Origin of the sequence: Klebsiella sp. RCJ4, from assembly GCF_009025755.1 — a bacterium.
Classification (GTDB): Bacteria; Pseudomonadota; Gammaproteobacteria; order Enterobacterales; family Enterobacteriaceae; genus Klebsiella; species Klebsiella michiganensis.
Genome location: NZ_WCIN01000041.1, coordinates 262,466 through 277,036 on the forward strand (window position 1 = coordinate 262,466; position 14,571 = coordinate 277,036).

General features: G+C 54.0%; 16 protein-coding genes and 1 other RNA gene. 11 read left to right on the forward strand and 6 right to left on the reverse strand.

The genetic code is table 11. The features are described 5' to 3' along the window. The first annotated feature begins 82 nt into the window (after positions 1-82). A complete protein-coding gene (locus tag F8562_RS20155) occupies positions 83-592 on the forward strand; it encodes a YbaY family lipoprotein (protein WP_004848288.1) in 510 nt (169 codons plus the stop codon). 39 nt (positions 593-631) lie between these two features. Here the strand turns inward: F8562_RS20155 and F8562_RS20160 are convergent, their stop codons facing one another. Both F8562_RS20160 and F8562_RS20165 read right to left on the reverse strand, forming a co-directional pair. Further along, entirely contained in the window at positions 632-943 is a 312-nt protein-coding gene (locus F8562_RS20160; RefSeq protein ID WP_004848290.1) for an MGMT family protein, read from the reverse strand. Positions 944-1,008: 65 nt separating this feature from the next. Beyond that, entirely contained in the window at positions 1,009-1,416 is a 408-nt protein-coding gene (locus F8562_RS20165) for a hypothetical protein (protein WP_014228191.1), read from the reverse strand. 242 nt (positions 1,417-1,658) lie between these two features. Between F8562_RS20165 and ffs the strand changes: the two genes are divergently transcribed. From ffs to F8562_RS20180, 3 genes are all read left to right on the forward strand, one after another. After that, positions 1,659-1,755: signal recognition particle sRNA small type (gene ffs / locus F8562_RS20170), an RNA gene on the forward strand. A 315-nt stretch (positions 1,756-2,070) separates the two neighbouring features. Beyond that, positions 2,071-2,328, forward strand: a complete 258-nt coding sequence (locus F8562_RS20175) for a hypothetical protein (protein ID WP_004848294.1) — start codon at positions 2,071-2,073, stop codon at positions 2,326-2,328. Beyond that, positions 2,325-2,540, forward strand: coding sequence for a hypothetical protein (locus F8562_RS20180; protein WP_004129860.1), 216 nt, complete (start codon positions 2,325-2,327; stop codon positions 2,538-2,540). Before F8562_RS20175 ends, F8562_RS20180 begins: the two co-directional genes overlap by 4 nt. Positions 2,541-2,673: 133 nt before the next feature. Here the strand turns inward: F8562_RS20180 and F8562_RS20185 are convergent, their stop codons facing one another. Continuing rightward, positions 2,674-4,101 (reverse strand): PLP-dependent aminotransferase family protein, encoded by a 1,428-nt coding sequence (locus F8562_RS20185; RefSeq protein WP_014228192.1) that lies wholly within the window; start codon positions 4,099-4,101, stop codon positions 2,674-2,676. A gap of 87 nt (positions 4,102-4,188) precedes the next feature. Between F8562_RS20185 and F8562_RS20190 the strand changes: the two genes are divergently transcribed. Both F8562_RS20190 and F8562_RS20195 read left to right on the forward strand, forming a co-directional pair. After that, the gene (locus F8562_RS20190; RefSeq protein ID WP_014228193.1) at positions 4,189-4,803 is read left to right on the forward strand and encodes a YczE/YyaS/YitT family protein; all 615 of its coding nucleotides are present in this window, start codon (positions 4,189-4,191) and stop codon (positions 4,801-4,803) included. 92 nt (positions 4,804-4,895) lie between these two features. Continuing rightward, entirely contained in the window at positions 4,896-5,249 is a 354-nt protein-coding gene (locus tag F8562_RS20195; RefSeq protein WP_004848301.1) for a DUF1428 domain-containing protein, read from the forward strand. 46 nt (positions 5,250-5,295) lie between these two features. Here the strand turns inward: F8562_RS20195 and F8562_RS20200 are convergent, their stop codons facing one another. Next, entirely contained in the window at positions 5,296-6,150 is an 855-nt protein-coding gene (locus F8562_RS20200; protein WP_014837599.1) for a nickel/cobalt efflux protein RcnA, read from the reverse strand. 167 nt (positions 6,151-6,317) lie between these two features. Here F8562_RS20200 and F8562_RS20205 point away from each other — a divergent pair, with 167 nt between their 5' ends. Continuing rightward, the gene (locus F8562_RS20205) at positions 6,318-6,590 is read left to right on the forward strand and encodes a metal-sensing transcriptional repressor (protein WP_004129869.1); all 273 of its coding nucleotides are present in this window, start codon (positions 6,318-6,320) and stop codon (positions 6,588-6,590) included. A 2-nt stretch (positions 6,591-6,592) separates the two neighbouring features. On the opposite strand, the gene F8562_RS20210 is transcribed toward F8562_RS20205, so the two are convergent. Beyond that, a complete protein-coding gene (locus F8562_RS20210; RefSeq protein ID WP_014228196.1) occupies positions 6,593-8,179 on the reverse strand; it encodes an EAL domain-containing protein in 1,587 nt (528 codons plus the stop codon). Positions 8,180-8,422: 243 nt separating this feature from the next. Continuing rightward, entirely contained in the window at positions 8,423-9,532 is a 1,110-nt protein-coding gene (locus F8562_RS20215; RefSeq protein WP_004848307.1) for an ABC transporter ATP-binding protein, read from the reverse strand. 353 nt (positions 9,533-9,885) lie between these two features. Here F8562_RS20215 and F8562_RS20220 point away from each other — a divergent pair, with 353 nt between their 5' ends. The 4 genes from F8562_RS20220 to F8562_RS20235 are packed head-to-tail and all read left to right on the forward strand — an operon-like array spanning position 9,886 to position 14,551. Next, positions 9,886-11,118, forward strand: a complete 1,233-nt coding sequence (locus tag F8562_RS20220; protein WP_014837600.1) for a maltodextrin ABC transporter substrate-binding protein — start codon at positions 9,886-9,888, stop codon at positions 11,116-11,118. 56 nt (positions 11,119-11,174) lie between these two features. Next, entirely contained in the window at positions 11,175-12,482 is a 1,308-nt protein-coding gene (locus F8562_RS20225; protein ID WP_004848312.1) for a carbohydrate ABC transporter permease, read from the forward strand. A 10-nt stretch (positions 12,483-12,492) separates the two neighbouring features. Beyond that, positions 12,493-13,344, forward strand: a complete 852-nt coding sequence (locus tag F8562_RS20230) for a sugar ABC transporter permease (RefSeq protein ID WP_014837601.1) — start codon at positions 12,493-12,495, stop codon at positions 13,342-13,344. A gap of 4 nt (positions 13,345-13,348) precedes the next feature. After that, a complete protein-coding gene (locus F8562_RS20235; protein WP_032694156.1) occupies positions 13,349-14,551 on the forward strand; it encodes an arabinogalactan endo-beta-1,4-galactanase in 1,203 nt (400 codons plus the stop codon). Positions 14,552-14,571 lie beyond the last annotated feature (20 nt).

Genomic DNA, 14,571 nt, shown 5'->3' on the forward strand with positions numbered 1-14,571 from the left:
CACTTATTCACGATACTAATGTCCTGTCCCCGATTGTGGCTGGATGTACTCCTGTTAAAGAAGGGATGAAAAGGAGAAAAGAATGAAATTTGCCTATATGTTAAGTGCTTTAGCCGTAGCGGCTACGCTGTCTGCCTGTGCGAACAACCACAACAGCAATGCAGCGAACCAGGCGGCGCCCGATCCTTATGGCATTGCCTCACTAAGCTCCTCGCAGCAGCAGCCTAACGTATCCGGGACCATCAATATTCGACAGCGCGTGGCGTTACCGCCGGACGCGGTATTGACCGTAACCCTGTCGGATGCGTCTCTGGCCGATGCGCCAGCGCACGTGCTGTCGCAAAAAGCGGTAAGGACCGAAGGGAAGCAGGCGCCGTTTAACTTTGTCCTGCCCTATAACCAGGCGCAAATTCAGCCTAATGCCCGCATTCTTCTCAGCGCGGCGATTACCGTTAACGGTCAGCTGATGTTTATTACCGATACCGTGCAGACGGTGATTAACCAGGGCGGTAACCGGGCCGATCTGGTGCTGGTGCCGGTTCAGCAAACGGCGGTGCCGGTGGCGAACAACAGCGCTCCTGCTGCCCAGTAACTCCCCACCATGCCCCTTTACAGGGGCATTTTTTTGCCTTCAATAAATCCAGCGGTAGTGCTGCAGATCAATATGTCCGCTGCCTGAAACCTGGACGCCTTCCGCCAGTAGCGCCTGGCGTTGGCGCTGCAGATCTGGTCCGGTAAGGGAGATGTCGCCGTGGCGGTTGACGACCCGATGCCAGGGGAGAGTCGATCCTTCCGGCAGGCGCTTTAATACTCCGCCCACCTGGCGAGCCGCTCGCGGTGAACCCGCCAGCTGAGCAATGTCGCCGTAGGTGGCAACGTATCCCTCTGGAATCGAGGCGACTATCTGCCAGACCCGCTGTGGAAAAGTATCGTGAGAATCCATAGTACGTCCTGTTGCCGGAAAAGGCTCAGGATAAGCGTTGTATGACGGGCTGTACAGATAGCGGGTCAGGCCGATTTAACGACGGTAAATTCCAGCGCCAGACCCAGCACCTGCATGCCATGAACATTTTCATTCGCCGTATTGCTCAGCAGTGTTTCAAGAAACTTCAGGCGTTTTGACTGGGCGTTAATCACCAGCTTTGCGCGCATTGCCGGAAGCTTAAGCGTTGATATCGGATACACCACGCGACCGCTGACGTCGATGGGGAGTTTCCGTAATTCAATGTGCTGAAGGACGCCGACGGTAGAGTAGAGCAGCGCGACCGGGGTGACGGCGAGCAGCTGATTATTGCTAATCGTCACAAAATCGAGGATGACCTCCGGACGCAGAAAGTTTAAACCGCGGAAGGAAACGGTCACTTCGGCGATGGCCGGCATCGCCAGGGTAGTGATTAAACGCGGTGATTCGCTCATGCCTATACCATTGAGATAAAAAAGACGGTAGATAAGCCTCATTATGGCCGCTGGCGAGGATTTCCGCTGAGAGTGTGCTCGCAATCTCATCAGGGGATCGGGGCCATTTTACGCTGAGAAGCCGCTGTAGACGCGACTTTGCGCAATAAACCAGCACCCAATCGCCGGCGGCTTGCAATTCAGGGGTTCAGCAGGGATAATGCGCCAGCGCGTTAGGTAACTAGCGCTCTCAATGGGGGCTCTGTTGGTTCTCCCGCAACGCTACTCTGTTTACCAGGTCAGGTCCGGAAGGAAGCAGCCAGAGCAGACGACGTGTGTGCCGGGATGTAGCTGGCAGGGCCCCCACCCATTTCAGGGTGCCCTCTCGCTATTCGCATTCATTCCGTGGTTTCCCCCAGCCTTCATATTTAATATCCACAAATAGATTGTGAGTATTTTTCGTTTCTAAACCCTCTATTTTTTATGCCAAAAAATTCACTACGTCATAAATTTGAAATTTAACTGAAATATTATTGTCATCTTTATGTCATATATAACGTGCAGATTATTCATGGGAAAATGTTGTTTGATATAAGCTAAAAATATATCTCTGGATCAGCAAGTTAACTTCGTGTATTAATTATATGATGATTTTATTTCACGGGAAGCGTGACTATGACCACTGTGGTTCTGAACGTAAAAATTGATGGCGAGTTAAAAGAAAAGCTGCGTCAGTATGCGGAAGAAAATAACGAAAATTTAGGAACAGCTACGGAGAAACTGCTGCTGCTGGCCTTTCAGGTAGCGGAATCAGCAGACGAGGCGGGGGTTTCGGAAGAAGATATCGATAGCCAGCATACCGAAGAGGAAGCGTCTCCATTAACCCCTAAAGAAATCAAAGCATTACGTAAAATTCTGAAGAAGAAAAAATGAAACAACAACTCTCTACAGCCAGCAACTATAGCGAAGCCTGCGATATGCTGCGTTCCGGATACGTTAAGCACGTACGCCTGAACTGGAATATCGGTAGCGATGAGTTCTTTCGCATTGCCTCCGACTGGTGTGACACAGGGGCAAAAATAAAAAAAGATGAAGACGGCTTTATTATTTCTCTGAAAGGGTTTCCGATCCCGCGTCAGCATTAATGAAACTATTGCAATTTTGTCATCGGGCTGACACGTCAGAAAGACAAAATTGAAGCGCAATTTTATAAAAACATCTCATATGCGTCATGGATGATGGTTTTTGACGGGCTGGCTCCAGCCCGTCGATATTTTCTTAAATGATTTTCCTCAGGCGGAAGCTCTCTTTCTGCTCAGTCAGGCTATGCCACAACGGCTGCAATGTCGTAAATGCGCTGCGCAGTTCGTCATCCGAAAGGGTAAAGGGCAAACGCAAATAGCGATCAAACGCGCCGGCCAGGCCAAAGCGAGTTCCCGTCCCGATGTGAATCCCCCGGCTTTCAGCGCGAACGGAAAAGAGCGTCGCCAGCATTCCCGGTAATTCCACCCAAAAAGAGAGTCCTCCCTCCGGCGGCGTAAAGCGCCAGTGGGGAAAATATTCCGCCATCAGCGCGCCGCACATATTCCGGCGAGTCGCCAGCATGGCGCGCCGTGACGGTAGCAGCCTGTGCTCATTCTCAAGCAACCAGCAGCAGGCCAGCTGTTCCAGCAGCGGGGAGCCGAGATCGAGAGAGTCGCGGGCCTGAACCAGCGAAGCAATGGTTCGCGAAGAGGCGCGGATCCAACCTATGCGCAGGCCGCCCCAGAAGCTTTTTCCCGCTGAACCGATGGTTATCACCGGGGCATCAGGATTAAATGCTGCTAAAGGCGGCGGCGGCGGGGCGTCATACCATAAATCCACCATCGTTTCGTCTGCCACCAGCGTGGTGCGGGTTTGTGCGGCGATGTCCGCTACCCGCTGGCGCGTTGCGCTATCCATACAGCGGCCGGTGGGATTATGAAAATCCGGCATCAGCCAGGCCAGACGCGGTGCCGTTTGGGCAATCGTTGCCGCCAGACCATCGCAATCCCATCCCTGCTGCGGTAACGCCACGCTAACCGGACGACATGATGCGCCCTGTATCGCGCTAAGCGCCATGGGGTAAGTTGGCGCATCCACCACCACCCGATCGCCGGGCCCGGTGAATAAACGCAGTACCAGCGCAAAGCCGCTAAGCGCCCCGTTGACGATCATCACTTCATCGCTGCGGGTTGGCAGCCCGCGTTCGCTATAGCGGCGGGCGATGGCTTCGCGCAGAAGCGGGAGCCCTTGTTGATCGTAACCGGTGTTGGATAAATGTTCAGGCATGATCTTTAAGGCCTGGCTGTAGGCCTGATGGATCTCGGGGCCGGCGCTAAGGGCGGCAACGGCCAGATTCACCGATAGCGGGTCCGTTTGTTTGGCCGCCGCCTCTACCGGACGCTCCGGCAAGGCGATCCGCGAACCGCTTCCCTGACGGCTGTAGAGATAGCCTTCTTCCCGAAGCTGACCGAGCGCGCTGGCAACCGTGGTGCGGCTGATATTCAGGGCAGCCGCCAGTTCACGTTCGCCGGGCAGTCGCGTTTCCAGCGCCAGGCGGCCATCGAGAATGAGCAGGCGCAGCGCTTCTGCAAGCTGACGCCAGATAGGCGTGCGAGAAGTGGACTCCTGCCAGTGACCGAGCAGCCGTACCAGCGATTGTGCACCAAAGCGACGAGATAACATAGCAATCCACTTTTTAAAAACTGGCCATTAATTATCAATCCATTTTTACTGATGATAAGGGAAATCGCAATTGCCCTGAGGTGAAAAATGGTACGTCGCTTGCTGCAACTTTACATTGGTCTGGTCCTGTACGGCGTGTCGACCGCGTTATTTGTGCATGCCAATCTGGGGGCCGATCCGTGGGATGTTTTTCATCTGGGGATCGGTAAGCAGTTTAATCTGGATTTTGGTACGGTCATGATCCTGACGGGAGCGGCAGTGCTGCTGCTGTGGATCCCGCTACGGCAAATGCCGGGGCTGGGTACGGTGAGCAACGTGATTGTGCTGGGGCTGGCGGCAAACGCGACCTTAGCCGTGCTGCCGCCGTTGGATTCGCTGGTGGCGCGTAGCCTGCTGCTGGCGGGCGCTATCGTACTGAATGCGCTGGCGACGGGGATGTATATTGGCGCGGGCTTTGGTCCCGGGCCGCGCGATGGGCTGATGACCGGTCTGCATGCTCGTACGGGGTGGTCGCTGCGCGGTATCCGCACCGCGATTGAAGTTTCGGTCCTGCTGATTGGCTGGATGATGGGCGGCAAGTTTGGCGTGGGAACCGTACTCTATGCGTTAACTATCGGCCCGCTAATCCAGCTGTGCCTGCCGTGGTTTCATCAGCCAGCCGCGCGGAAGGCTCTGGCGAAACCCGGTGAGGCTATCTCCTGATTTTACGCTGCCATCAGACCTGGAGACTAAACTTATCAATTCAGATACGGCCGGATTCTCCGGCCGTACTGTTCACTTCGGAGAGCAGACTCATGAAGTACGTTGATGGTTTTGTCGTTGCCGTACCGGCGGAAAATAAGGAGGCATACCGCGAGATGGCAGCAAAGGCCGCGCCATTATTTAAAGAGTTTGGCGCACTCCGCGTGGTCGAGTGCTGGGCGGATGATGTCCCGGATGGCAAGCTGACCGATTTTCGCCTGGCGGTGAAAGCGGAGGAGAGTGAAGAGGTGGTGTTCAGCTGGATTGAGTATCCCTCTAAAGAGGTTCGCGATGCCGCGAATGCCAAAATGATGGCCGACCCGCGGATGAAAGAGTTTGGCGAATCGATGCCCTTTGATGGAAAACGAATGATATACGGCGGCTTTGCCCCGCTTCTGGATGAGTAATTCATCTTTGCCATCCCCATAGCTTTTGGGGATGGCGATAGATGCGCTACAGATGACTCCAGCCATGCAGCAGCATATAAAAACCCACCACCATAATCAGGGTGCCGGAAATCCACGGCGCTTTGCGCGAGAGATCGTTCAGCCCGGGCCAGCGGTTTGCCACGTGCTTCAGGCTGAGGGCGGCAATTGCCCCGGAAGCCACCAGGGTGATCGCCAGCCCAACGCTAAACCCCAGTACCAGGGTTGCCCCCAGCGAGAACTTTTTCAACTGCAGGCAAATGAGCAGTACGGTAATGGATGCCGGGCAGGGAATGAGTCCCCCGGTCAGTCCGAACAAGACGATCTGCCCGGTGGTGACCCGCTGGCCGTTAAAGCGGCGATTGATCGCTTGCGCATGCGCGCGCTGGTGGGCGTCCTGCCAGTCATCGGCGGCAACCCGCGAAGGTTGGTGAGCGTGAGGATGATGTTGATGCGCAAGGTGGCGATCGTGATGATGTTCATGTTCATGTTCATGTTTATGTTTATGGTCATGGTCATGTTCGTGTCCATGGATATGTGAACGCGATTCGCGCCAGGTACGCGCCAGCATCCAGCAGGCAATCAGTACGATAAGGCCCCCTGAGATCAGCTGAAACCAGGGTTCCGACGTTTGTGCATTCCAGCCGCGGCCGAACCACAGGCCTGCCATGGCCACCAGCCAGACCACCGCCGTATGCGATACCGTCGCCGCCAGCCCCAGCAGCACCGCCTGCTTTAATGTTCCCCGCACCGCCACGATAAATGCCGCCATCATGGTTTTTGAGTGCCCGGGCTCAAGGCCGTGCAGCGCGCCCAGCAGAATCGCGCTGGGAATAAATAGCCAGGCGTTGCCCTGCTGCAAGAGTGAAGCGAAATCGTTCATAACGTGATCCCTAACTAAAAAGTGCTTGTATGCTACTCCCCCCCAGTACATAAATACTACCCCCCAGTAGAAAAATACTCCGGGGGAGTAGGGCATGTTATGCTGTTCTGATTGCATACAAGGGTCGTTAGTGGAAACGATCGATTAATCAAATAGTGGATCGCGAAATGTCACATACCGTTCGTCACAAGAAGATGTTATTGACCCGATTGAAGAAAATTCAGGGGCAAAGCGCCGCGCTGGAAAAAATGCTTAACCGCGAGCATGAATGCGCAGAGGTTCTACAGCAGCTGGCTGCCATTCGCGGTGCGGTAAACGGCATGATGATGCAGGTTATCCAGGGGCATTTAACGGATCATGTCGTGAAGGAGCCGGAAGAAGGTCAGCGTGAGGCTGACCTTGATGTGGTGATGCAGGTGATAAAATCCTATCTGAAATAGGCTCAGTCATCATGTGTTCCGGACGGCGATGAATACGCCTTAAGGTTATTCTCGGCCCACAGAATAAATTTCTCTTTTGGCAGCGCCTTACTATAAAGCCAGCCCTGTGCATACAGCACGCCATGCATGCGCAGCCAGTCGCGTTGGCTTTCGGTTTCGACGCCTTCTGCGACGGTCGCCAGATTGAGCGCTTTCGCCATTTCAATGATGTGCGGCGTCAGCGATTCACACTCCAGCGTATCGACAAATGCTTTATCGATTTTTAGGGTATCAACGTCCAGCTTTTGTAAATAGCTCAGGCTGGAATAGCCGGTGCCGAAGTCATCGATGGAGATACGGTGTCCGGCCTGACGGTAGCCGGCGATGACTGGCAGAGTGGTTTGCGGGTCGACAAAACCGCGCTCGGTGATTTCCAGAATGATCTGCTGAGCGCTGATGCCCCAGCGCTGAAGCTGCTCTTGTAACAGCATCGGCAGCTTTGGCGAACGCAAATCATCAACCGACAGGTTTATCGAGATGTGTATCTCCGGGCGCTGCCGCAGCCAGGTACCGAGATCGGTAAATATTTTCCGTACAATATCTTCGGTTAAGCGGGTAATCAGCCCGGTTTGTTCGGCAAGCGGAATAAAAATATCCGGTGATAAGAAACTGCCATCGGGCTGCCTCCAGCGAGCAAGCGCCTCTGCGCCGACGATCTTTCCACTCTGCAGCGAAATAATGGGCTGGTAATAAACCTGAATGGCATGAGAATTCAGCGCGTCCAGCATCCCATTACGCGGTGAGCGCAGCCTCCGCAGCAGGCGAAGCAGCAGAAATGAGGCCAGAAGGCTGGTGAACAGACCAATCGGCAGCCACAGCATCAGCTGCTGATGTAGCTTTTTCTGCAGCGGCACCGTCGAGGACCAGGTGGCAATGGCCAGCCCCAGCTCCGGGAGACGATGAAGACGATAAACGGTGCTATCGAGGGTTAGGGTCCTGGCATACTGATGCTTAATTTTCTCCCAGACGGCAGCGTTGAGTGGTTTACTGCTAATGATGATTTGATCGCGCTGCGTGCCGAATAAGAGCGTGTGAATCTTTTCATGGCCTAATGGAATGACATCGATAAACGACACGGGATCGATCATCACCACGTGATGCTCGCTGCCCATGGCCGTCATTTTATGTTTCAGACCCAGGTCGTTAACTGAGGTAAGCCAGGTACGGTAGCCATCGGCCGTGATATGGTCGGGAGCAGGAAAGGTAACCGAAACCTGATGCTCTTCGAGGGAAGAGCACTGCGGAATACCCTCATGTAACCACAGCACTTCCTGAACGTAGCGATGGGTATAGGCGATCCGTCGCATCGTGAGCAAATGCTGCGGACTGCAGGTGGTAGCCGCATGCGCATCAGCTTCCTTCAGCGCCTCTCTTGCCTGATCGGCAACCTGCTGAACGCGGGCCAGTACGCGGACGGAAAAGTTGTCCAGTTCGCTATAAAATTGCTCTTTGGCCTGCTGCATTGCCAGCCAGATGCTCAGCGCGACCGGCAGGATAATGGCGAGTATCAATACCCCTGTAACCAGACTCACCTGATGCCGGGTCGTCATGAGTATTTCCTTATTTTATTGAGGGGTTCGATGAGTATACGCGAAAGATAAAAGAGGATTCAGCACGGGGTAGAAAAAGGCCCGAACCGCAAGATAGCAACGAATTCGGGCTAACAGTGGATGAACCGCGACGCCCAAGGCCTGGAGCGTCGCGGAGAAAAACGAGGGCTGGTATGCTGGCAATAAGCGTTGTCAGCACAGATTCATATTCTAAAGCGCAATCATGACAGTCATATGTTGCGCTTAATGGGCGTCCGGGGCAGCGATGTCAGCGCTAATCCGCTGGTCGTTTTCGTCGAAGACCATGCAGTAGCGATCGTCAAACGCGACCCTTATCTTCTGCCATGGACGGAAATGAACGTCGCCGGGCAGCAGAATTTTGACGTTATCGTGGCCGTAGCACTGGCCGAACAGATAGGTGTTGTTACCCAGTCTCTCCACGACTTCACATTGAAACTCAACTACGGTACCGATATTCACATCAGTTGAGAGATGTTCAGGGCGAATACCGAGGGTAACGGCAGCGCCGGGCTGCAGCGGCGATGTGGTGATATTAAGCGTCAGATTATGATCTTGCGCCATCTTCACGCTAAGCTGGCCCGGCTGCCATGCGGTGACCGTCGCGGGCAGGAAGTTCATTTTCGGCGAACCGATAAATCCCGCAACGAACTTATTGACCGGGTTGTAATACAGCGACATCGGCGAACCCATCTGCTCAACTTTGCCGTAGTTCATCACCACGATTTTATCGGCCAGCGTCATCGCTTCAACCTGATCGTGGGTGACATAAACCATGGTGGTTTTGAGTTCATGATGCAGTTTAGCAATATGCAGGCGCATCTCAACGCGCAGCTCGGCATCCAGGTTGGAGAGGGGTTCATCAAACATAAACACCCGTGGATTACGCACGATGGCGCGACCGATCGCCACGCGCTGGCGCTGGCCGCCGGAAAGCTGCTTAGGTTTGCGATCCAGCAGATGAGAGAGCTGCAGCGTTTTCGCCACCATTTCAACCTGGCGGCGAATTTCATCTTTTGGCACTTTATTCACCTTCAGGCCATAGCCCATATTTTCCGCTACCGTCATATGCGGGTAGAGCGCATAGGACTGGAATACCATGGCGACGCCGCGATGGGCAGGAACGACATCATTCATCACCTCATCGCCAATAAGCACTTCACCTTCGCTCACCTCTTCGAGACCGGCAATCATTCGCAGTAGCGTCGATTTGCCGCAGCCTGACGGACCGACGAAAACCGCAAACTCGCCATCTTCAATATCAAGATTTACCTGATGCAGCGTCACTGTACTGCCGAACCGTTTGGTGACATTCCTCAGTCGTATATTGGACATCAACATTCCCCGGGTTAGTAGCCGTTTTTGCCGTTGGGATTTGGGCTGTGACGCATTATTTGTATAACGTGTAACAATTCAGCCTGGCGATGCTCAACGACACTAAAATCATGCAGTGACTATAACTTCCAGAGTTTTAGCGCCCTATATCGATGTTTCATTTCTGCAATCACGATCACACAACTGGCAGCTTTCAGTAGTTTTGTCAGCATTCAAAGCGTACCGTAAAACAAATCAGGAATAACGGCATATTTGTTTATGAATCACCGTTTATCAGTTAACTGAAAGATTCTCGGAAGTCACATTGCCCAATAAAAACCATTAAATTGTTATACCTTCACATGAGGTTGATAATGAAAAAGAACACTCTTGCTGCACTGATCCTTACTACTCTGGCTGCCGGGCAGCTGGTTAGCCTGCAGGCGCACGCGGCCGGACAGCTCAACGTCTGGGAAGACATCAAAAAATCCGACGGCATTAAGGCCGCGGTAAGCGATTTTGAAAAGCAGTTCAACGTTAAGGTGAACGTGCAGGAAATGCCGTACGCCCAGCAGCTTGAAAAGCTGCGCCTTGATGGCCCGGCGGGCATTGGCCCGGACGTGCTGGTGATCCCTAATGACCAGCTAGGCGGTGCGGTCGTCCAGGGACTGCTGTCTCCCCTGACGCTGGACCCGGCGAAGCAGGAGGCCTTTACGCCGGCATCAATCAACGCGTTCCATATGGATAACGTGCTTTACGGCGTACCGAAAGCGGTGGAAACCCTGGTGCTGATTTACAACAAAGACCTGATCGATAAGCCGCTGGATAGCCTGCAGGACTGGTTCGACTATTCGAAGAAGCAGCGCGAAGAGGGTAAGTACGGCCTGCTGGCGAAGTTTGACCAGATCTATTACAGCTGGGGCGCTATTGGCCCAATGGGCGGCTATATCTTTGGCAAAAACGACAAAGGCGGCTTCAACCCGCAGGATGTCGGCCTGAATAAGCCAGGCGCGGTGGAAGCGGTGACTTTCCTGAAAAAATTCTACACCGACAAGGTATTCCCGGCGGGGATCCTCGGCGATAACGGGCTGAACGCCATCGACTCGCTGTTCACCGAGAAGAAAGCGGCTGCGGTGATTAACGGCCCGTGGGCCTTCCAGCCGTATGAAGCGGCAGGCATTCATTATGGCGTCGCGCCTTTGCCGACGCTGCCGGATGGCAAACCAATGAGCTCCTTCCTCGGCGTGAAGGGCTATGTCGTCTCGACGTGGAGTAAAGATAAAGCGCTGGCGCAGCAGTTTATCGAGTTCATCAACCAGCCGCAGTACGTGAAAGCGCGCTATGTCGCCACCGGGGAAATCCCGCCGCTGAAGGCCATGATTGACGATCCGCTGATTAAGAATGACGAAAAGGCCAGCGCGGTGGCGGTGCAGTCAGCGCGGGCGACGGCGATGCCCGGGATCCCAGAAATGGGAGAGGTATGGGGCCCGGCGAACGCCGCGCTCGAGCTTAGCCTGACCGGTAAACAGGAGCCGAAGGCGGCGCTCGATAACGCTGAAAAGCAGATCAAGATGCAGATCGAAGCCATGCAGGCCAGCAATCAATAATTCGGTGATGTAACAGAACGGGAGGGCCGTCCTCCCGTTTTCAGAAGGAGTCGTGTGTGATTATCAATCCCAGCGAAAATATTGCCGAAGCGCGCGGCGCAGGACGCCATGCGTGGTGCGGCCTGTTGCTGGCTATCGTGCCGGGTTTTGGGCAGTTTTATCACCGCCAGTGGCTGAAGGGGATTGTCTTCCTGGTGCTGCTGAGCAGTTTTATGAGCATTTTCTATGACTTTCTCAGCGAAGGCCTGTGGGGGTTATATACCTTAGGCGAGGAAGTCCCGCGGGATAACTCTATTTTCCTGCTGGCGGAAGGGATAATCAGCGTACTGATTATCGCATTCGGTTTGTTGGTCTATTTCCTCTCGCTGCGCGATGCCTGGGTTAACGGCAAAAAGCGCGATGAAGGCATGGCGCTGAATAGCGTACGCAAGCAGTATCAGATGCTGCTCAGCGAGGGTTTCCCGTATCTGATGATCACGCCCGGCTTCATACTGCTGGTGTTTGTGGTCATCTTCCCGATCCTGTTTGGTTTTGCTATCGCCTTTACTAACTACAACCTTTATCACACGCCGCCGGCGAAGCTGGTGGATTGGGTGGGATTCAAAAACTTCATCAATATCTTCACATTATCCATCTGGCGCTCGACCTTCTTTGACGTACTGCAGTGGACGGTGGTGTGGACGCTGCTGGCGACGACCCTGCAATGTACCGTCGGCGTGCTGCTGGCGATTCTGGTCAACCAGAAAGATCTGCGCTTTAAGCCGATGATCCGCACAATTTTCATTCTGCCGTGGGCGGTGCCGGGCTTCGTGACGATTCTGGTTTTTGCCGGCATGTTCAATGATTCATTCGGGGTGATTAACAACGCCATTTTGTCCTTCTTTGGCATCACGCCGAAGGCCTGGCTGACCGACCCGTTCTGGACTAAAACGGCGCTGATCATGATGCAAACCTGGCTGGGCTTTCCGTTTGTTTTCGCCATGACCACCGGCGTCCTGCAGGCGATCCCGGACGATCTGTATGAAGCGGCCACCATGGACGGCGCCAGCGCGTTTACCCGCCTGCGGACCATTACTCTGCCGCTGGTGCTCTACTCCATTGCGCCGATCATCATCACTCAGTACACCTTCAACTTTAACAACTTCAATATCATCTACCTGTTCAATAACGGCGGACCGGCGGTAGCCGGGTCGAATGCCGGCGGTACGGATATTCTGGTGTCGTGGATCTACAAATTAACGATGTCGTCTTCGCAATACGCCATCGCGGCCACCATCACGATTCTGCTGTCGATTTTTGTCGTCGGCCTGGCGTTGTGGCAGTTCCGCGCCACGAAATCCTTCAAAAACGACGACATGGCGTAAGGGAAGCAACATGGCTAAATCACCGAGTATTAAACGCGAAAAGTGGATTCGCCTGTCTCTCACCTGGCTGGTGGTCCTCTTTGTATCGACGATCATTATATATCCGCTGGTCTGGACGGTAGGGGCGTCTCTGAACGCCGGGAACAGTCTGCTGAGTACGTCGATTATTCCTGAAAACCTGTCGTTCCAGCATTACGCGGATCTGTTTAACGGCAATGTGAATTATCTCACCTGGTACTGGAACTCGATGAAAATCAGCTTCATGACCATGGTGTTGACCTTAATCAGCGTGAGCTTCACGGCCTATGCGTTCTCTCGGTTTCGTTTCAAAGGGCGGCAGAACGGGCTGATGCTGTTTCTGCTGCTGCAGATGATCCCGCAGTTCTCGGCGCTGATTGCGATCTTTGTTCTCTCTCAGCTGCTGGGGTTGATCAACAGCCATCTGGCGCTGGTGCTGATCTACGTTGGCGGCATGATCCCGATGAATACCTGGCTCATGAAGGGGTATCTGGACGCGATCCCCAAAGATCTGGATGAATCCGCGCGGATGGATGGCGCCAGCAGCTTCCGCATCTTTATCGAAATCATTATGCCGCTGTCGAAGCCGATTCTGGCGGTGGTGGCGCTGTTTTCATTTACCGGCCCGCTGGGGGATTTCATCCTCTCCAGCACCATTTTGCGTACCCCGGATAAATACACGCTGCCGATTGGCCTGTATAACCTGGTGGCGCAGAAAATGGGCGCCAGCTACACCACCTATGCGGCGGGCGCGGTGCTGATTGCCGTCCCGGTGGCGATTCTCTATCTGGCGCTACAAAAATACTTTGTTTCCGGCCTCACCTCAGGCAGTACAAAAGGATAACCCCATGAAAAGATTAACACCCGCGTGGCTTGCTGTTTCTCTGGCATGCTGTTTTTCCGCCGGTACGCTGGCGGCAGACGCGCTGCAAACGAAGGCGTTTAGCAATATGCCCGCTGATTTTATTAAAGGCGCGGATATCTCCACGCTGCTGGATGCGGAAAAGCACGGCGCGAAGTTCTTTAACCACAACAATCAGCCGCAGGATCCGATCGCGATTCTGAAGGCCGACGGCGTGAACTATGTTCGCCTGCGCCTGTGGGTGGATCCAAAAGACGCCCAGGGTCAGCGTTACGGCGGCGGCGATAACGATCTGGCGGCGACGCTGGCGCTGGCGAAGCGCGCAAAAGCGCAGGGTATGAAGCTGCTGCTTGATTTTCACTACAGCGATTTCTGGACCGATCCGGGCAAGCAGTTCAAGCCGAAGGCCTGGGAGAAAATGGATTATCCGCAGCTGAAAACCACGATCCACGACTACACCCGCGACACGATTGCCCGCTTTAAGCAGGAGGGGGTGCTGCCGGATATGGTCCAGATCGGCAACGAGATCAACGGCGGTATGCTGTGGCCGGAGGGCAAAAGCTGGGGGCAGGGCGGCGGCGAGTTCGATCGCCTGGCGGGGCTGCTTAACGCCGCCATTGACGGCCTGAAGGAAAACCTCACCGGCGGCGAGCAGATTAAAATTATGCTTCATCTGGCCGAAGGCACGAAAAACGACACCTTCCGCTGGTGGTTTGATGAAATCAGCAAGCGCAACGTGCCTTACGACATCATTGGTCTGTCGATGTACACCTACTGGAATGGTCCGATTAGCGCGCTGAAAGCCAATATGGACGATATCAGCAAGCGCTATAACAAAGACGTGATAGTGGTGGAAGCCGCTTACGCCTATACCCTGGAAAACTGCGACAACGCCGAAAATAGTTTCCAGGCGAAAGAGGAAAAGGATGGCGGTTATCCTGCCACCGTACAGGGGCAATATAATTATATTCACGACTTAATGCAGGCCGTTGCGGACGTACCGGACCACCGCGGTAAAGGTATTTTTTATTGGGAGCCGACGTGGATTGCCGTACCGGGAAATACCTGGGCGACGCCTGCCGGAATGAAATATATCCATGATGAATGGAAAGAGGGGAATGCCCGGGAAAATCAGGCGCTGTTTGATTGCCAGGGAAAAGCATTGCCGTCGATGAAGGTATTCAATTAATTATTCAGCTTTACACTTCA